Source organism: Streptomyces sp. AM25, assembly GCF_058146165.1.
In genome coordinates this window covers 1-22,395 of the sequence record NZ_JBKIWN010000008.1, presented here as the reverse complement: position 1 = coordinate 22,395, position 22,395 = coordinate 1, and the positions used below count along the sequence as shown (strand labels likewise).

Annotated in this window: 19 protein-coding genes and 1 pseudogene; 14 read left to right on the top strand and 6 right to left on the bottom strand. The window is 71.4% G+C overall.

Annotated elements, in window-relative coordinates; genetic code table 11:
• Positions 1 to 13: 13 nt before the first annotated feature.
• Positions 14 to 1,012, bottom strand: a complete 999-nt coding sequence (locus tag ACLHRZ_RS11725) for a 4-hydroxy-3-methylbut-2-enyl diphosphate reductase (protein WP_490418292.1) — start codon at positions 1,010 to 1,012, stop codon at positions 14 to 16.
• 53 nt (positions 1,013 to 1,065) lie between these two features.
• Here ACLHRZ_RS11725 and ACLHRZ_RS11720 point away from each other — a divergent pair, with 53 nt between their 5' ends.
• The 4 genes from ACLHRZ_RS11720 (at position 1,066) to ACLHRZ_RS11705 (ending at position 4,833) form a co-directional block, all read left to right on the top strand.
• Positions 1,066 to 2,421 carry an APC family permease gene (locus ACLHRZ_RS11720; protein ID WP_490418291.1) on the top strand — a complete coding sequence of 452 codons (1,356 nt, stop codon included), beginning with the start codon at positions 1,066 to 1,068 and terminating at the stop codon, positions 2,419 to 2,421.
• 234 nt (positions 2,422 to 2,655) lie between these two features.
• A complete protein-coding gene (gene xseA, locus ACLHRZ_RS11715; RefSeq protein WP_490418290.1) occupies positions 2,656 to 3,876 on the top strand; it encodes an exodeoxyribonuclease VII large subunit in 1,221 nt (406 codons plus the stop codon).
• A 10-nt stretch (positions 3,877 to 3,886) separates the two neighbouring features.
• Positions 3,887 to 4,123: an exodeoxyribonuclease VII small subunit gene (locus ACLHRZ_RS11710; RefSeq protein ID WP_490418289.1), complete on the top strand. Its 237-nt coding sequence runs from the start codon at positions 3,887 to 3,889 to the stop codon at positions 4,121 to 4,123.
• A gap of 119 nt (positions 4,124 to 4,242) precedes the next feature.
• On the top strand, positions 4,243 to 4,833 hold the full coding sequence (locus ACLHRZ_RS11705) for a malonic semialdehyde reductase (protein ID WP_490418288.1): 591 nt from the start codon (positions 4,243 to 4,245) through the stop codon (positions 4,831 to 4,833).
• 73 nt (positions 4,834 to 4,906) lie between these two features.
• Here ACLHRZ_RS11705 and ACLHRZ_RS11700 read toward each other — a convergent pair whose 3' ends face one another.
• Positions 4,907 to 5,491, bottom strand: coding sequence for a DUF4245 domain-containing protein (locus ACLHRZ_RS11700; RefSeq protein ID WP_490418287.1), 585 nt, complete (start codon positions 5,489 to 5,491; stop codon positions 4,907 to 4,909).
• Positions 5,492 to 5,662: 171 nt separating this feature from the next.
• Between ACLHRZ_RS11700 and glpX the strand changes: the two genes are divergently transcribed.
• Positions 5,663 to 6,694: a class II fructose-bisphosphatase gene (gene glpX, locus ACLHRZ_RS11695; RefSeq protein ID WP_490418286.1), complete on the top strand. Its 1,032-nt coding sequence runs from the start codon at positions 5,663 to 5,665 to the stop codon at positions 6,692 to 6,694.
• Between the two features lie 148 nt (positions 6,695 to 6,842).
• Here glpX and ACLHRZ_RS11690 read toward each other — a convergent pair whose 3' ends face one another.
• Both ACLHRZ_RS11690 and ACLHRZ_RS11685 read right to left on the bottom strand, forming a co-directional pair.
• Entirely contained in the window at positions 6,843 to 7,199 is a 357-nt protein-coding gene (locus ACLHRZ_RS11690; protein WP_171079988.1) for a WhiB family transcriptional regulator, read from the bottom strand.
• Between the two features lie 178 nt (positions 7,200 to 7,377).
• Entirely contained in the window at positions 7,378 to 7,977 is a 600-nt protein-coding gene (locus ACLHRZ_RS11685) for a DUF1707 SHOCT-like domain-containing protein (RefSeq protein ID WP_490418464.1), read from the bottom strand.
• Positions 7,978 to 8,200: 223 nt separating this feature from the next.
• On the opposite strand from ACLHRZ_RS11685, the gene ACLHRZ_RS11680 reads away from it, so the two are divergent.
• Positions 8,201 to 9,865: a fumarate hydratase gene (locus ACLHRZ_RS11680; RefSeq protein ID WP_490418285.1), complete on the top strand. Its 1,665-nt coding sequence runs from the start codon at positions 8,201 to 8,203 to the stop codon at positions 9,863 to 9,865.
• Between the two features lie 197 nt (positions 9,866 to 10,062).
• Here the strand turns inward: ACLHRZ_RS11680 and ACLHRZ_RS11675 are convergent, their stop codons facing one another.
• A complete protein-coding gene (locus ACLHRZ_RS11675; protein ID WP_490418284.1) occupies positions 10,063 to 11,577 on the bottom strand; it encodes a ricin-type beta-trefoil lectin domain protein in 1,515 nt (504 codons plus the stop codon).
• 116 nt (positions 11,578 to 11,693) lie between these two features.
• Here ACLHRZ_RS11675 and ACLHRZ_RS11670 point away from each other — a divergent pair, with 116 nt between their 5' ends.
• From ACLHRZ_RS11670 to ACLHRZ_RS11650, 5 genes are all read left to right on the top strand, one after another.
• Complete coding sequence (locus ACLHRZ_RS11670; protein WP_490418283.1) at positions 11,694 to 13,103, top strand: class II fumarate hydratase; 1,410 nt, start codon at positions 11,694 to 11,696, stop codon at positions 13,101 to 13,103.
• 68 nt (positions 13,104 to 13,171) lie between these two features.
• Positions 13,172 to 13,858, top strand: coding sequence for a cytidylyl-2-hydroxypropylphosphonate hydrolase (gene fomD, locus ACLHRZ_RS11665; RefSeq protein WP_490418282.1), 687 nt, complete (start codon positions 13,172 to 13,174; stop codon positions 13,856 to 13,858).
• 172 nt (positions 13,859 to 14,030) lie between these two features.
• The gene (locus ACLHRZ_RS11660; protein WP_490418281.1) at positions 14,031 to 14,708 is read left to right on the top strand and encodes a class I SAM-dependent DNA methyltransferase; all 678 of its coding nucleotides are present in this window, start codon (positions 14,031 to 14,033) and stop codon (positions 14,706 to 14,708) included.
• Positions 14,709 to 14,757: 49 nt separating this feature from the next.
• Complete coding sequence (locus tag ACLHRZ_RS11655) at positions 14,758 to 16,833, top strand: SpoIIE family protein phosphatase (protein WP_490418280.1); 2,076 nt, start codon at positions 14,758 to 14,760, stop codon at positions 16,831 to 16,833.
• 169 nt (positions 16,834 to 17,002) lie between these two features.
• The gene (locus ACLHRZ_RS11650; protein WP_490418279.1) at positions 17,003 to 18,466 is read left to right on the top strand and encodes a catalase; all 1,464 of its coding nucleotides are present in this window, start codon (positions 17,003 to 17,005) and stop codon (positions 18,464 to 18,466) included.
• 79 nt (positions 18,467 to 18,545) lie between these two features.
• Here the strand turns inward: ACLHRZ_RS11650 and ACLHRZ_RS11645 are convergent, their stop codons facing one another.
• Positions 18,546 to 20,825 (bottom strand): transglycosylase domain-containing protein, encoded by a 2,280-nt coding sequence (locus tag ACLHRZ_RS11645; protein WP_490418278.1) that lies wholly within the window; start codon positions 20,823 to 20,825, stop codon positions 18,546 to 18,548.
• 240 nt (positions 20,826 to 21,065) lie between these two features.
• Here ACLHRZ_RS11645 and ACLHRZ_RS11640 point away from each other — a divergent pair, with 240 nt between their 5' ends.
• The 3 genes and pseudogenes from ACLHRZ_RS11640 to ACLHRZ_RS11630 all read left to right on the top strand — a co-directional run.
• Entirely contained in the window at positions 21,066 to 21,980 is a 915-nt protein-coding gene (locus ACLHRZ_RS11640; protein ID WP_490418277.1) for an SPFH domain-containing protein, read from the top strand.
• Positions 21,977 to 22,216, top strand: a complete 240-nt coding sequence (locus ACLHRZ_RS11635) for a type II toxin-antitoxin system antitoxin (protein WP_490418276.1) — start codon at positions 21,977 to 21,979, stop codon at positions 22,214 to 22,216. The genes ACLHRZ_RS11640 and ACLHRZ_RS11635 overlap by 4 nt, the downstream gene beginning before the upstream one ends.
• Before the next feature lie 103 nt (positions 22,217 to 22,319).
• Positions 22,320 to 22,395, top strand: a pseudogene (locus ACLHRZ_RS11630) (PadR family transcriptional regulator); the annotation flags it as partial.

Genomic DNA, 22,395 nt, shown 5'->3' with positions numbered 1-22,395 from the left:
CCGACGGGCACCGTCACCCCTCGGACGGCCGCACCTTTTCCGCGGCCTCCGTACGCAGGTCGCGGCGGAGCTCCTTCGGGAGGGAGAAGGTGATGGACTCCTCGGCCGCGGTGATCACCTCGACGTCCTCGAAGCCGCGCTGCGCGAGCCACTCCAGGACGCCCTGGACGAGGATCTCCGGCACCGAGGCGCCCGAGGTCACGCCGACCGTGCCCACGCCCTCCAGCCAGGCCTCGTCGATCTCCTCGGCGTAGTCGACCAGGTGCGCGTCGCGCGCGCCGGCGCCGAGGGCGACCTCGACGAGGCGGACGGAGTTGGAGGAGTTCTTCGAGCCCACGACGATCACCAGATCGGCGTCGGCGCCCATCTGCTTGACCGCGATCTGGCGGTTCTGCGTGGCGTAGCAGATGTCGTCGCTGGGGGGCGAGAGGAGGTTGGGGAAGCGGCCCTGGAGGGCGTCGACCGTCTCCATCGTCTCGTCGACGGACAGGGTGGTCTGGGACAGCCAGACGACCTTGTCCGGGTCGCGGACCTCGACGTTCGCCACGTCCTCCGGGCCGTCGACCAGGGTGATGTGGTCGGGGGCCTCGCCGGAGGTGCCGATGACCTCTTCGTGGCCCTCGTGACCGATGAGGAGGATGTCGTAGTCCTCCTTGGCGAACCGGACGGCCTCCTTGTGGACCTTGGTGACCAGCGGGCACGTGGCGTCGATCGTCGCCAGCCTGCCGCGCTCGGCCTCCTCGTGGACCACGGGGGCCACGCCGTGCGCCGAGAAGATGACGATGTTGCCCTCGGGCACCTCCGCCGTCTCCTCGACGAAGATCGCGCCCTTCTTCTCGAGCGTCTTCACGACGTACTTGTTGTGGACGATCTCGTGGCGCACGTACACGGGCGCACCGTACTGCTCCAGCGCCTTCTCGACGGCGATCACGGCGCGGTCCACGCCCGCGCAGTAGCCACGGGGGGCGGCGAGCAGGACCTTGCGGGCAGTGGGAGTGGTCATGGCGTCCATCGTACGGGGCGGCACCGACAGCGCGCGGGCCGCAGCTGGGGGACGATGACCGCATGTCCGCATCGTCCGCATCACCCGTTTCCGGCACCGCCGGGGGGCTGCGCCGCGAGCTCGGCTTCCGGGACCTCGTCGTCTACGGGCTGCTGTTCATCGCCCCCATGGCGCCCGTCGGCGTCTTCGGCACGCTCGACGCGAAGTCGCACGGGGCGGTCGCGCTGGTCTACGTCGTGGCGACGGTCGCGATGGGGTTCACGGCCTTCTCCTACGCGCAGATGGTGCGGGTCGCCCCGCAGGCTGGGTCGGTCTACGCGTACGCGCGCGTGGGGCTCGGCGAGGGCGCGGGGTTCGTCGCCGGGTGGATGGCGATGCTGGACTACCTGCTGATCCCGGCCGTGGCCTACCTCTTCTCGGGGATCGCGCTGCACGCGCTCGTCCCGTCCGTCCCGCAGTGGGTGTGGACGGCGCTCGCGGTGGTCGTGACGACCGCGCTGAACCTGTGGGGCGTACGGGCCGCCGCGCGGGTCGGTTTCCTGGTGCTGGCCATGGAGATCGCGGTGCTGCTGGTCTTCGTGGCCGCGGCGTGCGTCGCACTCGTGGAGCACGGGCCCCGGCGCGACTGGCTGTCCCCGTTCGGCGGAGTGGGCGGCTTCTCCTGGGACGCGGTGCTGGCCGCCGTGTCGGTGGCGGTGCTGTCGTACCTGGGCTTCGACGCGATCGCCGCGTTCGCGGAGGAGTCGGCCGGGGGGAGCGGGAAGGTCGCGCGGGCGGTGCTGACGTGCCTGGCGGTGGCGGGGGTGCTGTTCGTCCTGCAGGCGTACCTGGCCGCGCTGCTCGCGCCGGTGTCGCCGCAGGAGCTGGCGGCGAAGCCGGCCCGTCAGGGGGCGGCGTTCTACGACACCGTCGACGCGGCGACGGGTCCGTGGCTGCACGACCTGGTGGCCTTCAGCAAGGCCATCGGTGCGGCGTTCGCCGCGCTGGCCGGGCAGGCGGCGGCCGGGCGGCTGCTGTTCGCCATGGCGCGGGACCGGCGGCTGCCGGTGCTGCTGGCGAAGGTGGACCGGGGCTCCGGGGTGCCGCGGCCGGCCGTGCTGGGGGCGGCGGTCGTGACGCTGTGCGCCGCCGTGTGGGCGGCACGGCGGGACGACGGGCTGGACCGGCTGGTGTCCGTGGTGGACGTGGGGGCACTGGTGGCGTTCGGGCTGCTGCACCTGTCGGTGCTGGGGTGGTTCGCGGTACGGAAACGGTCGCGGCTGGCGCGGCACGTGGTGGTGCCGCTCGCCGGTTTGGCGGTGGTGATCGTGGTGATCGCCAAGGCGGCGGGGACCGCCCAGGTGGTGGGCGGTCTGTGGCTGGCGGCGGGGCTCGGCGTGCTGGGCGCGGAGGTGCTCCGGCGCTCGGCGCCGGGGTGAGCGGTGGGGGGTGCGGGCGGTTCGGCACCTCCGGATTCCGCCGTCGTGGTTGCTCGCCATTGCGGCGGAGTCGAGGAGGCAGCGGCCCCCTGGCGCCCCCTCGGGCACGGAGCGAAGAGGCTCCGCCTCTTCTGACCCTGCCGCAACGGCGAGCAACCACGACGGCGGTGCGGGGGGAGGTGCCGAACCCACCGCACCCCCCGGCCCCATCGGACAGGCCCTAGGCTCGGCCCCATGGCTGCAACCACGTCTCCCGAAGCGCCGCTTCCCGTCGGTCAGGTGAGCCGGCTCATCGGCGGGTGGATCGACCGGCTCGGCGCCGTCTGGGTGGAGGGGCAGATCACCCAGCTGTCCCGGCGCCCCGGCGCCGGCGTCGTGTTCCTGACGCTGCGCGATCCCTCGCACGACGTCTCTCTCTCGGTCACCTGCTACCGCGCCGTCTTCGACCGCGTCGCCGACGTCGTCGCCGAGGGCGCCCGCGTCGTGGTGCACGCCAAGCCCGAGTGGTACGCCCCCCGCGGCCAACTGTCGCTGCGGGCCGCCGAGATCAGGCCCGTCGGGGTCGGGGAGCTGCTCGCGCGGCTGGAGCAGCTGAAGAAGTCCCTTGCTTCGGAAGGGCTGTTCGCGGCGGAGCGCAAGCGGGAACTGCCGTTCCTGCCGCAGCTGATCGGGCTGGTCTGCGGCCGCGCCTCCGCCGCCGAGCGCGACGTGCTGGAGAACGCCCGGCACCGCTGGCCCGCCGTGCGCTTCGAGGTGCGCAACGTCCCGGTGCAGGGCGTGCACGCGGTGCCCGGCGTGATCGAGGCGGTGCAGGAGCTGGACGCGCTGCCCGAGGTGGACGTGATCATCGTGGCCCGCGGCGGCGGCAGCGTGGAGGACCTGCTGCCGTTCTCCGACGAGCAGTTGATCCGCACCGTGTCCGCGTGCCGCACGCCGGTGGTGTCGGCGATCGGGCACGAGCCGGACACCCCGCTGCTCGACCTGGTGGCCGACCTGCGCGCCTCCACGCCGACGGACGCGGCGAAGCGGGTCGTGCCGGACGTGGGCGAGGAGCTCGCGCGCGTGCAGCACCTGCGCGACCGCGCCCTGCGCTCCGTGACGGCGCTGCTGGACCGCGAGGAGCGCGGCCTGGCGGCGGCACGGGCGCGCCCGTGCATGGAGCACCCGCAGCGGATGGTGGACGAGCGCGAGGAGCAGATCGCCGCGCTGGAGGGCCGGGCCCGCCGCACCCTGGGCCACCTGCTGGACCGGGCGGACTCGGAGCTGACGCACACCCTGGCCCGGGTGGTCTCGCTCTCCCCCGCCGCGACGCTGCGCCGCGGCTATGCGGTACTGCAGCACGCCGACGGCTCCGTGGTGCGCACGGCGGACGAGGTCGCGGCGGACGAGGAGCTGCGGGCGCGGGTCGCGGAGGGCGGGTTCACGGTGCGGGCCGTTGTCGGTCCCCCGGCCTAGGCTGGTGCGCATGGCGACGGAGGCGAAGGCAGAGGCAGAGGCGGCGCTGGGCTACGAGCAGGCGCGGGACGAGCTGATCGAGGTGGTGCGCCGCCTGGAGGCGGGCGGTACGACGCTGGAGGAGTCGCTCGCGCTGTGGGAGCGCGGCGAGGAGCTGGCGAAGGTGTGCCGCCGCTGGCTGGAGGGCGCCCGGGCGCGGCTGGACGCGGCGCTGGCCCGGGAGGACGAGGAGGCCGGCGAGGACTGAGGGGCCGCGGGCGGGCGGGGCCGAGTGACCCCGTCCACATTTAGTTGAAAGTTAATACACTTTGCGCCTAGAGTGGCTGTCGCCAGCTCGAAACCCCACGCGACAGGTGGTGCCCCCACATGACCCTCAGCCTCGACAAGGCCGCCCAGGACCTCCTCTTCCGCGCGGCCCACACGGCCAACGCGTTCACCGAGGAGCCCGTCACCGACGAGCAGATGCAGGCCGTCTACGACCTGGTCAAGCTCGCGCCGACCGCCTTCAACCAGTCCCCGCTGCGCATAGTCCTGGTCCGCTCCGCGGAGGCCCGCGAGCGTCTGGTCCCGCTCATGGCCGAGGGCAACCGGGCCAAGACCGGCGCCGCCCCGCTGGTCGCGATCCTCGCCGCGGACAACGAGTTCCACGAGGAGCTGCCGGCCCTCTTCCCGGCCTTCCCGCAGGCCAAGGACCTCTTCTTCGCCGAGCGCGCGGCCCGCGAGTCGTCCGCCACGCTCAACGGCGCCCTGCAGGCGGGGTACTTCATCCTCGGCCTGCGCGCGGCCGGCCTGGCCGCCGGCCCGATGACCGGCTACGACGCCGCGGCCGTGCAGAAGGAGTTCCTGGACGACGACCACACGCCGCTGATGATCGTCAACATCGGCCGCCCGGCCGCGGACGCCTACCGCCCGCGCGGCCCGCGCCTGGACTACGGCCAGGCCGTCACGACCGTCTGACGACTGCCTGACGACCGTCACAGAACAGCAGTGGGCCGGGCGCCGCGAACGGCGCCCGGCCCACTGCCGTGTCTCAGCCCGCCGGTGCCGCGGACGGTGCCGCGGACGGCGTGCCCTCCGGGCTCGGCGTCTTCTCCGCCTTGAGCGCGCCGGCCACCTCCGTCAGCCGCTCGAACGACGCGGTGCCGGTGACCACCGTCGTCACCCCGCTCCCCTCGTGCACCAGGGCGTTGTACTTCGAACCCTCGTAGCGCTGCCACGTGAGGCCGCCCGCCTGGACGGTCCTGTCGGTCTTCTCGGCCTGCTGGGTGGCATCGTCGACGAAGACGGCGGGAGAACCGTTGCTCTGCTCGATCCCCACGTACTGCGTCTGCGGGTCGAGGAAGCCCAGGTGCCACACGGAGCCCATCTTGCTCTGCGGCTCGTAGCGGACCGAGGTCGCGCGCCAGCCCTCGCCGAGCCCCTCGGGCGCGGCCACCGCGTACGGCGCGGCGCGGCGCGCCGCGTTCAGCTCCACCTGGTAGCCGATCGTCCGCACGGGGTCCTTGTTGGCGTCGTGCGGGATGAACAGGTAGCTCAACCACGCCACCGGTATCACGACCGCCATGGACAGCACCATGTTGCGGATCTTCTGCTTCTTGCCGTCTCTTCCTGCCACGCCCCCATCGTCCCCCATGCCCCTGCCGATCTTTACGCAGGTGGCCCGGCATGCCGTGGAACGGGCCTTGACACCGCTCATGCGTGGGGGGGCCTGCTCATATTCACAATCACCCGATAAAGTCATGAGCACCCTCCCCGCGGCCGACGCCGTACAGAAAGGTCCGTCCCGATGACCGATCATCACCTGCCGTCCCAGCTCGAGGTCAGCCCCGAGGCGCCCGACCGGAACCTTGCGCTGGAGCTCGTCCGGGTCACCGAGGCCGGGGCCATGGCCTCGGGCCGCTGGGTCGGCCGCGGCGACAAGAACGGCGCCGACGGCGCGGCCGTGCGGGCCATGCGGGCGCTGATCCACACCGTCTCGATGGACGGCGTCGTCGTCATCGGCGAGGGCGAGAAGGACAACGCCCCGATGCTCTACAACGGTGAGCGCGTGGGCGACGGGACGGGCGCGGAGTGCGACGTCGCCGTGGACCCGGTGGACGGCACGACGCTCACCGCCAAGGGCATGGCCAACGCGGTCTCCGTGATGGCCGTCGCCGAGCGGGGCAGCATGTTCGACCCGTCGGCGGTCTTCTACATGGACAAACTCGTCACCGGTCCCGAGGCGGCCGACTTCGTCGACATCGACGCCCCCGTCGCCGTCAACATTCGCCGCATCGCGAAAGCGAAGCGCTCCGCCCCCGAGGACGTCACCGTCGTCGTCCTGGACCGTCCCCGGCACGAGGGCATCGTCAAGGAGATCCGCGAGGCGGGCGCCCGCATCAAGTTCATCTCCGACGGCGACGTGGCCGGCGCCATCATGGCCGCGCGCGAGGGCACGGGCGTGGACCTGCTGCTGGGCGTCGGCGGCACCCCGGAGGGCATCATCGCGGCCTGCGCGATGAAGTGCCTCGGCGGCACCATCCAGGCCAAGCTGTGGCCGAAGGACGCCGAGGAGCGGCAGCGTGCGCTCGACGCCGGGCACGACCTGGACCGCGTCCTGCACACCGAGGACCTCGTCAGCGGGGAGAACGTGTTCTTCGTCGCGACCGGCATCACCGACGGCGAGCTGCTGCGCGGCGTCCGCTACCGCGCGGAGACCGCGACCACGCAGTCGCTGGTGATGCGCTCCAAGTCCGGCACGATCCGGCTGATCGAGTCCGAGCACCGGCTGTCGAAGCTGCGCGCCTACAGCTCGATCGACTTCGAGCGCCCCAGCTGACGCGGCGCTCCGCGGGAAGTGCAGTGCGTCGGCTGCGGGTTCGTCGCGGCTGGTCGCGCAGTTCCCGGCGCCCCTTCGGGGCACGGGCACAACGGGCCGGGCCCCGCCGAGAGTTCGGCGGGGCCCGGCCCGTGATGTATCGCTTCGCTCAGCCCGCGGCAGCGACCCGCGTCGAGCGCTGCAGCTCGGCCTCGCGGCGCCGGCGGCGGGCCAGCACGACCCGGCGCTCGGCGGCCGTCAGCCCGCCCCACACCCCGTAGGGCTCGGGCTGCAGCAGGGCGTGCTCCCGGCATTCGACCATCACCGGGCAGCGGGCGCAGACCCGCTTGGCGGCCTCCTCCCGGGACAGCCGCGCAGCGGTGGGTTCCTTTGATGGTGCGAAGAAGAGCCCGGCTTCATCCCGGCGGCACACCGCCTCCGAGTGCCAGGGGCCCGCCTGTTCCCGAGCGGAAATCCGCTGGGACGGTACGGCGGCTTCCTGCAGGGGCTGATGCGGTAGCAGCACGGTCTACTCCTGACGACGGCTTAGCTCGGCCGGTTGAGTCACCCTTGCCGTCTCACCCTGCACGGCCATTCGCACCCGCAGCCGTACGAGAGACGATGCACCAAGCTTTACCCGCTGTGCGCGCTCTTATTCACACCGTTGCCATGACCGGAACGCCGCCGGACGCCACGCTCTGCGGCTATTGCCCCGACCTGAGGTTCTTGAGCCGCTTGCCGCGACGAGCCTTGGCCTCGACCCCGCCGAAGACCGCAAAACCCGTGATCACGACCACGGGGGCGTCCGGATCCGGGGCCTCGTGGGTCCGGACGTCGAAGCCGCCGAAGATGCCCGTCCCCGTCGAACGCACGGAAACATTTTCCGGAACCTTAATCTCCACCCCGCCGAACACCGCGGAGGCGTTGATCACGATCTCGCGCTGCTCGAAGACCGCCTCGGTCAGATCGATCTCCACCCCGCCGAACATCGCAAAGGCGTTCGTGCGCGCGGGGACCCGCCAGCGGCCCTTGCGCTCGGCCGCGCCGAAGACGGCGACCAGATTCTCGGCGGGCGCGGGGGCGGGGCGTACGGAGGCGTCGTACGGGCGCGCGGAGCCGGCCGGCTCGTGGGGGCGCCGCCCTGCGGGCAGGTCGTGCACCAACGGCTCCAGCTCGCCGACGGTGCGGGCCTCGTAGACCGCGGTGATCCGCTCGCCGTGCTCCTCGGCCGTGAGCCGTCCCTCGGCCAGCGCCTCGCGCAGGATGTCCGCGACGCGGTCGCGGTCGGCATCGGAGGCTCGCATCACGGGCGCCGCCGGGGCCTGCGGCCGGTCCTGGGGCTGCTTTTCGAGAGATGACTCGTCCACGGGAGCAGGGTACCCAAACGCGATAGATCGCGATAGAGGGCGGGGGCGCGGGGACGGAGTGAGCCTTACCTCACAAACCTCCCGGAGTCCCGGCGGCCTACGCTGGAGGGGCTGTCGAGGAAGCCAGCACCATCATCCGCAGAGTGAGGGAATCGCCGCGATGTCTCGGCCCGAGTTTGCCTATACCGATCTTCTGCCCCTGGGCGAGGACGACACGCCGTACCGCCTCGTCACCGCCGAGGGCGTGTCCACCTTCGAGGCCGACGGGCGCACCTTCCTCAAGGTCGAGCCGGAGGCGCTGCGCAAGCTCGCCGAAGAGGCCATCCACGACATCCAGCACTACCTGCGCCCCGCGCACCTCGCCCAGCTGCGGAAGATCGTCGACGACCCCGAGGCCTCGGCCAACGACAAGTTCGTCGCCCTCGACCTGCTGAAGAACGCCAACATCGCCGCGGCCGGCGTGCTGCCCATGTGCCAGGACACCGGCACCGCGATCGTCATGGGCAAGCGCGGCCAGAACGTCCTCACCGGGGGCGGCGACGAAGAGGCGCTCTCGCGCGGCATCTTCGACGCGTACACCGAGCTCAACCTGCGCTACTCGCAGATGGCCCCGCTGACCATGTGGGACGAGAAGAACACCGGCTCCAACCTCCCCGCGCAGATCGAGCTCTACGCGACCGACGGCGGCGCCTACAAGTTCCTCTTCATGGCCAAGGGCGGCGGCTCGGCCAACAAGTCCTTCCTCTACCAGGAGACGAAGGCGGTCCTCAACGAGGCCTCCATGATGAAGTTCCTGGAGGAGAAGATCCGTTCGCTGGGCACGGCCGCCTGCCCGCCGTACCACCTGGCGATCGTCGTCGGCGGCACGAGCGCCGAGTACGCGCTCAAGACCGCCAAGTACGCCTCCGCGCACTACCTCGACGAGCTGCCGGAGGAGGGCTCCCCGCTCGGCCACGGCTTCCGTGACAAGGAGCTGGAGGAGAAGGTCTTCGAGCTCACCCAGAAGATCGGCATCGGCGCCCAGTTCGGCGGCAAGTGCTTCTGCCACGACGTGCGCGTGGTGCGCCTGCCGCGGCACGGCGCATCCCTCCCGGTGGCCATCGCGGTCTCGTGCTCGGCCGACCGCCAGGCCGTCGCGAAGATCACCGCCGAGGGCGTCTTCCTGGAGCAGCTGGAGACGGACCCGGCGCGCTTCCTGCCGGACACGACGGACGAGCACCTGAGCGATGACGACGTGGTGCGCATCGACCTCAACCGTCCCATGGACGAGATCCTCGCCGAGCTCACCAAGTACCCGGTGAAGACCCGGCTTTCGCTCACCGGGCCGCTGGTCGTCGCCCGCGACATCGCGCACGCGAAGATCAAGGAGCGGCTGGACGCGGGCGAGGAGATGCCGCAGTACCTCAAGGACCACCCGGTCTACTACGCGGGCCCGGCGAAGACGCCGGAGGGCTACGCGTCCGGGTCGTTCGGCCCGACCACGGCCGGCCGCATGGACTCCTACGTCGAGCAGTTCCAGGCGGCGGGCGGCTCCAAGGTGATGCTGGCGAAGGGCAACCGGAGCAAGCAGGTCACCGACGCGTGTGCCGCGCACGGCGGCTTCTACCTCGGCTCGATCGGCGGCCCGGCGGCGCGCCTCGCGCAGGACTGCATCAAGAAGGTCGAGGTCGTGGAGTACGCGGAGCTCGGCATGGAGGCGGTCTGGAAGATCGAGGTGGAGGACTTCCCGGCGTTCGTCGTCGTCGACGACAAGGGGAACGACTTCTTCACGGACCCGGCGCCGGCACCGACGTTCACCAGTATTCCGGTGCGGACCACCCCGTAAGCGGGGCGCCCCGTAAGGGGCGCGGGGAACTGCGCGAGCAACCAAAGCCGGCCCGCACCGGGCCGACGACCCAGGCCGCCTACGGCCGGGGCACGTCGCCGGGTGCGGGCCGGTGGTCGCGCTGTGCCCACCCTCCCCCAGCTACCGCTGGGAGGGGCCCCCAGCCCTGCGGAACGCCTGCCCACAGCGCGAATGCCTCACGCGAAGCGCTGGCTCGAAGAGCCGTCACAGCGCTGGAGACGGACCGGATCCTTGGGCGCGGCAAGCGTCAGGCACAGCCCCGGTGCCGCCGCCGGCCGGAACGTCGGACCGTCCTGCGTGAAGCGCTGGTTGGCCCCGCCGTGGCAGTTCCACAGTTCCACCGCGGCCCCGGCCGCATACGTGCCCCCGGGCACGTCCACGCACCGGGCGTGCGACAACGCCGAGTGCAGCGTCCCGGGCGTCCCGTCGTACCACCACTGCTGGTTACGGGCACCCGAGCACGGCCAGCCGCCCACCTCGGTGCCGTTGGCCGACGCGGCGCCGTACGCGTCGACGCAGGTGCCCGTGGCGGCACTCTTCAGGGGACGGAACTTGTCGTCCCAGCCGCCCTTGTACAGCACCGGCTTGCCCGTGCTCGCCGGGTCGGCGCAACCCGCCTCCTGGTAGCCCGAGTCGTACAGCTGCGTCAGGCAGGACGCGAAGGCGCCGTGCCCGCGCTCGTTGGGGTGGAAGGACTGCCGCACCGAATTGGCGTCCGGCGGGATCGGGTTCGTCACGTCGATCCACAGGCCGCGGGCCCAGGTGTCCTCCATGCACACCTCGTGCCCGTGGAAGAGCCGCGAGTTGTCGAGGTAGACGGCGCCCGTGTCCAGGGCGGCCCTGCGCATGCCGCGCTCGAAGGCGGGCACGGCCTCGTTGCGTCCCCAGGCCGCGTCGGAGGTGTAGCCGACGCAGCCGCCCGCCAACTTGCCGGGAAAGTTCGGGTTGTCCTCGATGTCGGGGCCGATCGGGCTCGGGTAGCCCATCACCACGAGCTTGTAGTCGCCGTCCGCGTACCCCGCGTCCGTCATCACCTTGCGCAGGTCGCGCACCGTCTGTTCGACCTTGGGGACGAGCCCGTCGACGCGGGCCTGCCAGCCGGGCTCGTACTTGGGCCGGCACGTGCCCTGGAGGAACAGGTAGCGCTCGACGCAGTCGGTCATGACCGGGCCGAACTGGAGGTCGTCGTTGGCACCGGCGACGAGCAGCACCATCTTCACGCGCGTGGTGCGGGCCTTGACGGCGAGGTTGTCGCTCTGGACGAGCTCGTCCGCGTACTGCTTGGTGCCGCCGATGCGGATGTTGGCAGTGGTGGCTCCGGAACAGGCGACGTTGTACGTGACGTCCGCCGGGATCCCGGTGCGGTGGATGGCGGCGTCGGGCGAGCGGTGACACCAGTTGTCCGGGCCGTTCGTGCCCGGTTCGTAGACGCCGACGCCCTCGCCGGATATCTCGCTGTCGCCCAGCGAGATCAGCGAGGTCTTGCGCTGGTCGAGCGGGCGCTCGGCGGCATCGCCGTACAGCTCGGCCGACTCCGCCGCCCGGACCTTCTCCAGCTCGGGGCTCAGCGCGGTGGCGCCCGTGCGGGGGGCCGCGTGGGCGGCGGGGGCGGTGACGGCCATGCCGCCCAGGGCGGCGGCCAGTGCCGCGACGGAAGCGAGGGCGGAGCGCAGGGCGGGTCTGCGTGTCATGAAGCCTCCCCGGTGTTTTCTGTTACCCGCGGTATTTACTCGTCAGTTGTGGATTTGGGAACACCGGGAACAGGATTGACGGGGCGGACGCTCTGTTGGTCAGGAGGTCGACGACCATGAACGACAGCGAGAACGCCACCGCTCAGCAGTACCGCACCGAGCACGACTCCATGGGCGAGGTCCGCGTCCCCGCCCACGCCAAGTGGCGGGCCCAGACGCAGCGGGCCGTGGAGAACTTCCCCGTCAGCGGCCAGCGCCTGGAGCGCGCCCACATCGCCGCGCTGGCCCGTATCAAGGCCGCTGCGGCGCGGGTCAACGCCGAACTCGGCGTGCTCGAAGCGGACGTCGCCGCCGCGGTCGAGGAGGCGGCGGACGAGGTCGCGGAGGGGCGCTGGGACGAGCACTTCCCCGTGGACGTCTTCCAGACCGGCTCCGGCACCTCGTCCAACATGAACGCCAACGAGGTCATCGCCACCCTCGCGAGTGAACGCCTCGGCCGCGACGTCCACCCCAACGACCACGTCAACGCCAGCCAGTCGTCCAACGACGTCTTCCCGTCCTCCATCCACATCGCGGCCACGGCGGCCGTCACCGGCGACCTGATCCCGGCGCTGGTGCACCTGGAGGCGGCGCTGGAGCGCAAGGCGGGCGAGTTCGCGGACGTCGTGAAGTCCGGCCGGACGCACCTGATGGACGCCACCCCGGTGACCCTCGGCCAGGAGTTCGGCGGTTACGCGGCGCAGGTCCGCTACGGCGCCGAGCGGCTGCGCGCCTCGCTGCCGCGCCTGGCCGAACTCCCGCTGGGCGGCACGGCCGTGGGCACCGGCATCAACACCCCGCCCGGCTTCTCCGCCGCCGTCATCGCCGAGGTCGCCCGCACGACCGGGCTGCCGCTGACCGAGGCCCGCAACCACTTCGAGGCACAGGGCGCACGCGACGGGCTGGTGGAGACCAGCGGCCAGCTGCGCACCATCGCCGTCGGCCTCACCAAAATCGCCAACGACCTGCGCTGGATGGCCTCCGGGCCGCGCACCGGGCTCGCCGAGATCGGCCTGCCGGATCTGCAGCCGGGTTCCTCGATCATGCCGGGCAAGGTCAACCCGGTGGTGCCGGAGGCGGTGCTGATGGTGGCGGCCCAGGTGACCGGCAACGACACGACCGTGGCCACGGCGGGCGCCGCGGGCAACTTCGAGCTCAACGTGATGCTCCCGGTGATGGCGAAGAACCTCCTGGAGTCCGTCCGGCTCCTCGCCAACGCCTGCCGGCTGCTGGCCGACCGCACGGTCGACGGCATCACCGCGAACGTCGGGCGGGCGCGGGAGTACGCGGAGTCCTCACCGTCGGTGGTGACCCCGCTGAACCGTTACCTCGGCTACGAGGAGGCGGCGAAGGTGGCCAAGAAGTCGCTGGCCGAACGGAAGACGATCCGCGAGACGGTGCTGGAGGGGGGGTACGTGGAGCGCGGGTTGCTGACGAGGGAGCAACTGGACGAGGCCTTGGACGTCCTGCGCATGACGCGCCCCTGAACGCTCCCGCCCTCCCCTGGGTGGGACAGGTCACGGCGCCCGTTGCCCAAGACACCTAAGATCTGCCCATGACGGCGGACACGGTGAACACAGCGGCGGCGGGCGCCGCCACCCCCTGGGCCCCGGGGGACCACATCCTCTGGCGCTACCGCGGCAACGCCACCGACCACGTGCACATCTGCCGCCCCGTCACCGTGGTCCGGGACACCGACGAGCTGCTCGCCGTGTGGATGGCCCCCGGCACCGACTGCGTCAAGCCGCTGCTCGCCGACGGCACCCCCGTGCACCAGGAGCCGCTCGTCACCCGCTACACCAAGCCGCGCACCACCGCGCTCACCCGCTGGCACGGCCCCGGCGTGCTCAAGCTCGCCCGGCCCGGCGAGCCCTGGTCCGTCTGGCTCTTCTGGGACGACGGCTGGCGGTTCCGGAACTGGTACGTGAACCTCGAAGAACCGCTGGTGCGCTGGGCCGGCGGCGTCGACTCGGAGGACCACTTCCTCGACATCGCCGTCTACCCGGACCGCAGTTGGGAGTGGAAGGACGAGGACGAGTTCACCCAGGCGCAGCGCACGGGCCTGATGAGCGCCGGCCAGGCCGTCCGGGTGCGGGACGCCGGACGGGCGGCGGTCGGGCTGATCGAGTCCTGGGCCGCGCCCTTCGACGCCGGCTGGGAGAACTGGCGCCCCGACCCCGCCTGGACCGTCCCCCCGCTGCCCGGCGACTGGGACCGGCTCCCCGACCGCCTCCCGACCTAGGGGGTGGCTGATGGGTCGGCACGGACCCTGCGGCGCCTGACCGCTTGCCGTCTCCCCTCGGGGCAACCGTAGGATCGGCCTCCGCGGTACTCGCAAGGCAGCACGACCGCACGGCAGATGACGGACGATCACACGTCGCGTCGCACAGGACAGTCGCAGAGAGGGCGGAGCCGTGAGCGGTGACGACCAGCGGGAAGACTACGACGGCTACGCCCGCTTAGGGCTGGACCGCAGCGGCCAGGCCGAGGCGTTCGACGCCATCGGCGACCGCTACGACGAAGCGTTCCCGCACAAGGAGGGACAGCTCGCGTCCGGCGCCTGGCTGGCCGGGGCCCTGCCGCCCGGTTCCCGCATCCTGGACCTGGGCTGCGGCACGGGCCTGCCGACGGCACGTCAACTCACCGCCGCCGGGCACAAGGTGACCGGCTACGACCTGTCCCCCGGCATGCTCGACCTCGCCCGCGCCAACGTGCCGGAGGCCGCCTTCCACCAGGGCGACCTGGCCGCGCTGCGCAACGGCCGGCTGGGCACCTTCGACGGCGTCGCCGCCTTCTTCGCCCTGCTGATGCTGCCGCGCCCGGAGATCCCGCACGCCCTGCGCATGCTGCACGCACTGCTGCGGCCCGGGGGCCTGCTGGCGCTCTCGATGGTCGAGGCGGACGTGGACGACTACGCGATTCCGTTCCTGGGCCACACGATCCGGGTATCGGGATATCTGCGGGACGAATTGCGTGAGGTCGTACGCGAGGCGGGTTTCGAGATCGCCGGGGAAAGCTCGCTGGCGTACGCCCCGGCGAGCACGGACGTACCACCCGAGATCCAGATCTTCCTCAACCTGCGACGCGCCTGACCCGCCCCCTCGGGCGGGTTGCACAGCCCCGACGGATGGAACCCCACGCGTGACGGAGCACCCCAACTCCCACGGAAGCGCCCACGAGCCCTCGCACGCTCCCGCGCACGGGCACGGTGAGGACGCCGCCCCCGGCCGCACCGCGGCCGGGGCGTACGGCACGTCCTCGCGCGCCCGCCACGACCCCGACCCGGCGGCGCCGGGCACGGAGCGCTGCCGTACCGCCGCCGCGGGGGCGGAGACGGCCTCGCGGGCTCGGCCCGGCAGACCGGACGCGCCGGTTCCGGGTGAGCCCGGCGAGCACGCCGGGCGGCACCCCGTGCCCCGGCAGCGCGAGCCGCAGCAGCCCGGGGCCGCCCCGCCGCCCTCCGGCGGCACCCCCGGTGCCACCGCCCCGCACGGGGCGCCCGGCAGCGGCGAGCGGCTCCGGTTCGTGGGCGCCGCGACGCGGCGGATCGCGCGCGGCATCGACCTCGACGAGATCGTCCTCGGGCTGTGCCGCGCCACCGTGCCCACGTTCGCCGACGCGATCCTCGTCTATCTGCGCGACCCGCTGCCCGTCGGCGACGAGCGGCCCGTCGGCCCCGTCGTGCTGCGGCTGCGCCGCACCGACCGGCTGCCGGAGTACGTGCGGGCGGACGGCGAGGAGGGCGGCGGCCCGCAGGCCGAACAGCCCGATCCGGGGCCGGCGCTCGCCGAGACCGCGGCCGAGCGCTGCGAGGTGCGGATAGGCGGGCCGCTCGCGGAAGTGCTGCGCGGGGTCAGACCCGTCTTCGGGGACTCGCCGGCCGCGCGGGCGGCCCTGCCCGAGCTGCTCGGCGAGGGACGGCACGTACCGGAGGCGCACCGCACGGTCCTCGCGCCGCTGCGCGGGCGGCGCAGAGTGATCGGTGCGGCCGTGTTCGTCCGCCGCGCCGACCGGGCCCCGTTCGAGAGCGACGACCTGCTCGTCGCCGCCCAGCTGGCCACCCACACCGCCCTCGGCGTGGACAAGGCCGTGCTCTACGGCCGCGAGGTGTACATCGCCGACGAACTGCAGCGCACCATGCTGCCGGACTCCCTCCCGCAGCCCACGGGCGTCCGGCTGGCCAGCCGCTACCTCCCCGCGGCCGAGACCGCGCGGGTCGGCGGCGACTGGTACGACGCGATCCCGCTGCCGGGCAACCGCGTCGCCCTGGTCGTCGGCGACGTCATGGGCCACTCCATGACCTCCGCCGCGATCATGGGCCAGCTGCGCACCACCGCGCAGACCCTGGCCGGTCTGGACCTGCCGCCGCAGGAGGTGCTGCACCACCTCGACGAGCAGGCGCAGCGCCTCGGCAGCGACCGCATGGCCACCTGCCTCTACGCGGTCTACGACCCGGTCGCGCACCGCATCGTCATCGCCAACGCCGGCCATCCCCCGCCGATCATGCTGCACCGCGGCGGCCGCGCCGAGGTGCTGCGCGTCCCGCCGGGCGCACCCATCGGCGTGGGCGGGGTCGACTTCGAGGCGGTCGAGCTGGACGCCCCCGCAGGGGCAACGTTGCTGCTCTACACCGACGGCCTGGTCGAGTCCCGGATCCGGGACGTGTGGACCGGCATCGAGCAGCTCCGCGAGCGGCTGATCGACACTGCCCGGCTCACCGGCCCCAACCCGCCGCCCCTGGAACCGCTGTGCGACGAGGTGCTCGGCATGCTCGGCCCGGGCGACCGGGACGACGACATCGCCCTGCTCGCCGCCCGCTTCGAGGGCATCGCGCCGAGCGACGTCGCGTACTGGTTCCTCGACCCGCGCCCGCAGACCGCCCGCCAGGCCCGCCGCCTGGCCCGCCGGGCGCTCACCCGCTGGGGCCTGGAGGAGCTCACGGACAGCGTGGAGCTGCTGGTCAGCGAGGTGATCACCAATGCGGTGCGGTACGCGGAGCGGCCGATCACGCTGCGCCTGCTGCGGACGGACGTGCTGCGCTGCGAGGTCGGCGACGACGTGCCGCAGCTGCCCCGGCTGCGCCGGGCGCGGCCCTCGGACGAGGGCGGGCGCGGGCTGTACCTGGTGAACAGGCTGGCCAGACGGTGGGGGGCGACCCGGCTGAGCACGGGCAAGGTGGTGTGGTTCGAGCTGGCGCTGCCCGCTCACGTGCACTGATCACGTACCCGAAACCTGCCGCGCCCTCCGTTCCCTCGTACGAGGTGAAATTCTGGACAGTGTCCAGCCCCCTGTTGCCGACACTCTGTCGGCGGGGTTCACTGGCTCGGACGGAGGGCGGCATCACCGCGCCCTCGCCCATCTCCGTTGCGGGAGGCGTCTTCCAGCCATGACCGACTCGGCGCAGAGCACTCCGTACACCACGAACAACGTCGGCGTCCCGGTGGAGAGCGACGAGCACTCGCTCACCATCGGCGACACCGGCCCCATCCTGCTCCAGGATCACTATCTGATCGAGAAGATGGCCCAGTTCAACCGCGAACGGGTCCCCGAGCGGGTGGTGCACGCCAAGGGCAGCGGCGCGTACGGCACCTTCCAGGTGACCAACGACGTCAGCCAGTTCACCAAGGCCGACCTCTTCCAGCCCGGCCGGCGCACGGAGATGCTGGCCCGCTTCTCCACGGTGGCCGGTGAGCAGGGCTCCCCGGACACCTGGCGCGACCCCCGCGGCTTCGCCCTCAAGTTCTACACGCAGCACGGCAATTACGACCTCGTCGGCAACAACACCCCGATCTTCTTCGTCCGCGACCCGCAGAAGTTCCAGGACTTCATCCGCTCCCAGAAGCGCCGCCCCGACAACGGCCTGCGCGACAACGACATGCAGTGGGACTTCTGGACCCTCTCCCCGGAGACCGCCCACATGGTCACCTGGCTGATGGGCGACCGCGGCATCCCGAAGACCTGGCGCCACATGAACGGCTACGGCTCGCACACCTTCCTGTGGGTCAACGGCGGCGGCGAGAAGTTCTGGATCAAGTACCACCTCAAGACCGACCAGGGCATCGACTTCCTCACCCAGGCCGATGCGGACCGCATCGCCGGCGAGGACGGCGACTTCCACCGCCGCGACCTGTCCGAGGCCATCGCGGGCGGCAACGCCCCGTCGTGGACCATGTACGTCCAGGTCATGCCCTTCGGCGACGCCGCGGACTACCGCTTCAACCCCTTCGACCTCACCAAGGTGTGGCCGCACGGCGACTACCCGCTGATCGAGGTCGGCCGGATGACGCTGGACCGCAACCCGGAGGATTTCTTCGTCCACATCGAGCAGGCGTCCTTCGAACCGTCCAACCTCGTCCCCGGCATCGGCCCCTCGCCGGACAAGATGTTGCTGGGCCGGCTCTTCTCCTACCCGGACACCCACCGGTACCGGATCGGCCCCAACTACGCCCAGCTGCCGCCCAACCGGGCGCACTCCGCCGTCAACTCCTACGCGAAGGACGGCCCGATGCGCTACGAGCCGTCCAACACGGCCCGCCCGTACGCCCCCAACTCCTACGGCGGCCCCGCCGCCGACACCGCCCGCTTCGGCGAGATCGCGGGCTGGGAGGCCTCGGGCGACATGGTGCGCGAGGCCTACAAGCTCCACCGCGAGGACGACGACTGGGGCCAGGCGGGCACCATGGTCCGCAAGGTCCTGGACGACGCGGCCCGCGAACGTCTGGTCTCCAACGTGAGCGGCCACCTCAAGGGCGGCGTCAGCGCACCGGTCCTGGAGCGCGCGCTGCAGTACTGGCGCAACATCGACAAGAAGCTGGGCGACCAGATCGCCACGCGGGTCAACGGGGCCTGACCGCAGGTCCGTACACGGCGACGGCCGCCGTCCTCCCCTTCGGGAGGACGGCGGCCGTCGCCGTGGTGCGTGAAGTGCCTCAGCCGTTCGACCGGTTGGGCTTGCCGCCGCCCTGGTCGCCGGTGTCACCGGTGCCCCCCGTGGGGGGCGGCGGCACGGACGGCTGCGGGGACGGCGTGACGGGCTGGGTGTGGCGCGAGGGGTTCGGGTCCGGCTCGCGCGACGGGGAGCGCGAAGGCGTCGGGTTCTGGCCGCTCGGCGTGGGCTTCGTCGACGGGGTGCGCGACGGGCCCGTGGACGGGGTCGGCACCGTGGACGGCACGACGGGCGTCAGCGGGGCGGACGGCTCGTCGGTCTCCAGGTCGAACTTGGTGTCGGCGTCGTCGTCGAGGACGTTCGAGTTGTACGCGCCCCAGATGAGGGCGGGGTACCCGCTGCCGTTCACACGGCCGCCGCCACCGGTGCCCTGGAGGGTGACCTGCTTGCCGCCGGCGGCCTCACCGAACAGGCCGACCGAGGTGATCAGGTCGGGCGTGTAGCCGCTGAACCAGGCCGACTTGTTGTCGTCGGAGGTGCCGGTCTTGCCCGCCACCTGGTACTGGCTGCTCTGCACGACGTTGGCCGTACCGTCGTTGACCACGCCCTTGAGGACGGACGTCACGCCGTCGGCGGTGTTGCGGTCGATGACGCGCTCCTTGCTCGCCGCCTCGGGGAGCTTGAAGTCCTGGCCGCCGCGGGAGGCCGACTTGATGATGCTCGGCGTGACCTTCATCCCGTGGTTGTCGAGCGTCGCGTAGACGCCCGCCATGTCCATCGGGCTCGCGCCCATGGAGCCCAGCGCCATGGACGGGTTGGCGTCGAAGCCGACACCGTCGCCCCTCATGCCCATGTCGACGGCGGTCTTCTTGACCTTGTCCAGGCCCACGTCGACGGCCATCTGCGCGAAGACGGTGTTGACCGACTTGTTCATCGCGTCCTGGACGGAGACGGCGGGGTTCGAGTACTGGTCCTCGTTCTCCGGCGCGTAGTCGTCGCCGCCCGGGCCCACGACCTTCCGCTTGTTGGTGCCGTCGTAGATCGTGGCCGGCGTGATCTTCTTGCCGTCCTGGGTCGTCGACCCGTGCTCCAGGGCCGCGGCCAGGATCAGCGGCTTGAACGTCGACGCCGGCTGGTAGTCGCGGCGCGTGGCGTTGCTGATCTGGTGCTGCACATAGTCCCGGCCGCCGTACAGGGCGACGATCTTGCCCGTCTTGCGGTCCACGGACACCGAGCCGACCTGGACGTGGCTGTCGACCTCGCGGGACTTGTCGAGGTCGTCGAGGAGCTTGTCCTTGACGGCCTTCTCCAGCTGCTGCTGCTTCTTCGGGTCGATGCTGAGCGTGATCGTCCAGCCGCCCGCCGCGAAGTCCTGCTCGGCGTCCTTCTGGCTGCGGCCCTCCTTGACCAGGTCGCGGATGATCTCCTGCTTGGCCGCCTCGATCAGGTAGCCGTTCTGGCCCTTGAGACCCTCGGAGGGCTTGGGGGTGCTCGGGACCTCGAACTTCATCGAGGCGCGGTCGGCGGGGCTGAGCCACTTCTGCTCGACCATCTTGTCGAGGACGTAGTTCCAGCGGTTCTGGGCGTTCTGCTTGCCGGCGTCGGTGGCCTGCGCCCAGTCGTACTGGCTCGGCGCCTGGAGCAGGGCGGCGAGGTACGCGCCCTCCTGCAGGTTCAGCTTGTCGACGTCCTTGTTGTAGTACGCACGGGAGGCGGCCTGGATGCCGTAGGCGCCGCGGCCGTAGTAGCTGGTGTTGAGGTAGCCCGCGAGGATCTGGTCCTTGCTGAACTTGTCCTGGACCTTGAGGGAGATGAACATCTCCTTCACCTTGCGGGTGACGGTCTGCCGCTGGTCCAGGTAGTAGTTCTTGACGTACTGCTGGGTGATCGTCGAGCCACCCTGCGTGCCACGGCCCATCAGCGTATTGACGATGCCGCGCGCCGTGCCCTGGAGGTCGACTCCGGGGTCGGTGTAGAAGTTCTTGTTCTCCGCGGCGACCACGGCCTGCTGGATGTTCTTGGGGATCTTCGCGAGCGGGACTTCCTCGCGGTTGACCTCGCCGATCCGTGCGATCGTCTTGCCGTCGCTCGACTTGTAGATGTTGCTCTGCAGCTTGGCCGCCGCATTGCCGTCACCGGGCACGTCCACATAGAGGTAGAGCGCCACGAAGGAGCCCACACCGAGGGCTATGAGCCCTCCGACGTAGGCGAGCAGCATCTTCCAGGTGAAGAAGCGGCGTATGCCCGTCTTCCTGGGCTTCCCGCCACCCCTGCCGGGGCGACTGCCCTTCTTCTGCGCGCGTCGCGCGTCCGCTCGGCCCATCTCTCCCGTCGCTCCAGTCAGTCCGCCCCCAACCCAGCTCATGAAGCTAACACCGCATCTGCCACCAAACGCCCATCCGTCATGCCAATGACGGACGTGACATATAGCACCCCGGGTGGCGGGAACCCGGAACGGTGTACTGGCGGCAAACCGTACAGGGCCTTAATGTGCTATCACTTTGCTAGACACCGGGAGCGCGTGCGGCGGACCACCGCACGCCGACGAAGCGGGGGTACGTCCATGTCGGACGCCGTGACAAAAACGCACATCAAGGAAGTTTCGGCCAAGGACATCGGGGGCGGCCTCGCCCTTCTGCTGGGGCTGATCGGGCTGCTCCTCGGCGTGGGCGGCGTCATCGTCGGCGCGGCCTTCGGCGCCGACGGGAACAAGGGGGCCGCGGCCGCGTTCATCGTCTGCGGCGTCCTCGTCGGCCTGGCCTCGCTCATCGCGATGTCCGGGCTGAACACCGTCGCCCCGGGCGAGGCCCGCGTCGTCCAGCTCTTCGGCCGCTACCGGGGCACCATCCGCACCGAGGGCCTGCGCTGGGTGAACCCGTTCACCAGCCGCGCGAAGCTCTCCACCCGGGTGCGCAACCACGAGACGGCCGTACTGAAGGTGAACGACGCCTACGGCAACCCGATCGAGCTGGCGGCGGTCGTCGTCTGGCAGGTCGAGGACACCGCGCAGGCCATGTTCGCGGTGGACGACTTCCAGGAGTTCGTCGCCGTCCAGACCGAGGCCGCCGTGCGGCACATCGCCATCGAGTACCCCTATGACGCGCACGAGGACGACGGCCTGTCGCTGCGCGAGAACGCCGAGGAGATCACCGAGAAGCTCGCGGTCGAACTGCACGCCCGCGTCGAGACCGCCGGCGTCCACATCATCGAGTCCCGCTTCACGCACCTCGCCTACGCCCCCGAGATCGCCTCGGCGATGCTCCAGCGCCAGCAGGCGGGCGCGATCGTCGCCGCCCGCCAGCAGATCGTCGAGGGCGCGGTCGGCATGGTCGAGCAGGCGCTGGCCCGGATCAGCGAGCAGGGCATCGTCGAGCTGGACGAGGAGCGGAAGGCGGCCATGGTCAGCAACCTGATGGTGGTGCTGTGCGGTGACCGGGCCGCCCAGCCCGTCCTCAACACCGGCACGCTCTACCAGTGACGGAGGACTCCGCAGCCGGCTCCGGGAAGCCGCGGCAGCGCAAGCAGGTGCTGCTGCGGCTCGACCCGGCGGTCCACGACGCGCTGGCCCGCTGGGCGGGGGAGGAACTGCGCAGCGCGAATGCGCAGATCGAGTTCTTGCTGCGCAAGGCCCTTTCGGAGGCTGGACGCCTCCCTCGGGATGCGGGGGCCATACGTAAGCGGGGGCGGCCGCCCAAGTTGGACGACGGTTCCTAGCTGCGGGTTGTTCGTGGTTGTTCGCGCAGTTCCCCGCGCCCCTTCGGGGCGCGAGCCCAGGGGCTATACATCACGTGTATACATGCCATGTACTGTTGACCCCATGTCCATAGGTCACACCCTCCTCGCCCTCCTGGAGTCCGGTCCGCGGCATGGTTACGACCTGAAGCGGACCTTCG

What these genes read in the sequence shown, in the direction of transcription:
- ACLHRZ_RS11675 (WP_490418284.1), bottom strand. Translation starts at nt 11,577, where the DNA reads ATGACACGCAGACCCGCCCTGCGCTCCGCCCTCGCTTCCGTCGCGGCA.
- fomD (WP_490418282.1), top strand. Translation starts at nt 13,172, where the DNA reads ATGACGGCGGACACGGTGAACACAGCGGCGGCGGGCGCCGCCACCCCC.
- ACLHRZ_RS11640 (WP_490418277.1), top strand. Translation starts at nt 21,066, where the DNA reads ATGTCGGACGCCGTGACAAAAACGCACATCAAGGAAGTTTCGGCCAAG.
- ACLHRZ_RS11710 (WP_490418289.1), top strand. Translation starts at nt 3,887, where the DNA reads ATGGCGACGGAGGCGAAGGCAGAGGCAGAGGCGGCGCTGGGCTACGAG.
- glpX (WP_490418286.1), top strand. Translation starts at nt 5,663, where the DNA reads ATGACCGATCATCACCTGCCGTCCCAGCTCGAGGTCAGCCCCGAGGCG.
- ACLHRZ_RS11705 (WP_490418288.1), top strand. Translation starts at nt 4,243, where the DNA reads ATGACCCTCAGCCTCGACAAGGCCGCCCAGGACCTCCTCTTCCGCGCG.
- ACLHRZ_RS11645 (WP_490418278.1), bottom strand. Translation starts at nt 20,825, where the DNA reads ATGGGCCGAGCGGACGCGCGACGCGCGCAGAAGAAGGGCAGTCGCCCC.
- ACLHRZ_RS11720 (WP_490418291.1), top strand. Translation starts at nt 1,066, where the DNA reads ATGTCCGCATCGTCCGCATCACCCGTTTCCGGCACCGCCGGGGGGCTG.
- ACLHRZ_RS11680 (WP_490418285.1), top strand. Translation starts at nt 8,201, where the DNA reads ATGTCTCGGCCCGAGTTTGCCTATACCGATCTTCTGCCCCTGGGCGAG.
- ACLHRZ_RS11650 (WP_490418279.1), top strand. Translation starts at nt 17,003, where the DNA reads ATGACCGACTCGGCGCAGAGCACTCCGTACACCACGAACAACGTCGGC.
- ACLHRZ_RS11670 (WP_490418283.1), top strand. Translation starts at nt 11,694, where the DNA reads ATGAACGACAGCGAGAACGCCACCGCTCAGCAGTACCGCACCGAGCAC.
- xseA (WP_490418290.1), top strand. Translation starts at nt 2,656, where the DNA reads ATGGCTGCAACCACGTCTCCCGAAGCGCCGCTTCCCGTCGGTCAGGTG.
- ACLHRZ_RS11725 (WP_490418292.1), bottom strand. Translation starts at nt 1,012, where the DNA reads ATGGACGCCATGACCACTCCCACTGCCCGCAAGGTCCTGCTCGCCGCC.
- ACLHRZ_RS11685 (WP_490418464.1), bottom strand. Translation starts at nt 7,977, where the DNA reads ATGCGAGCCTCCGATGCCGACCGCGACCGCGTCGCGGACATCCTGCGC.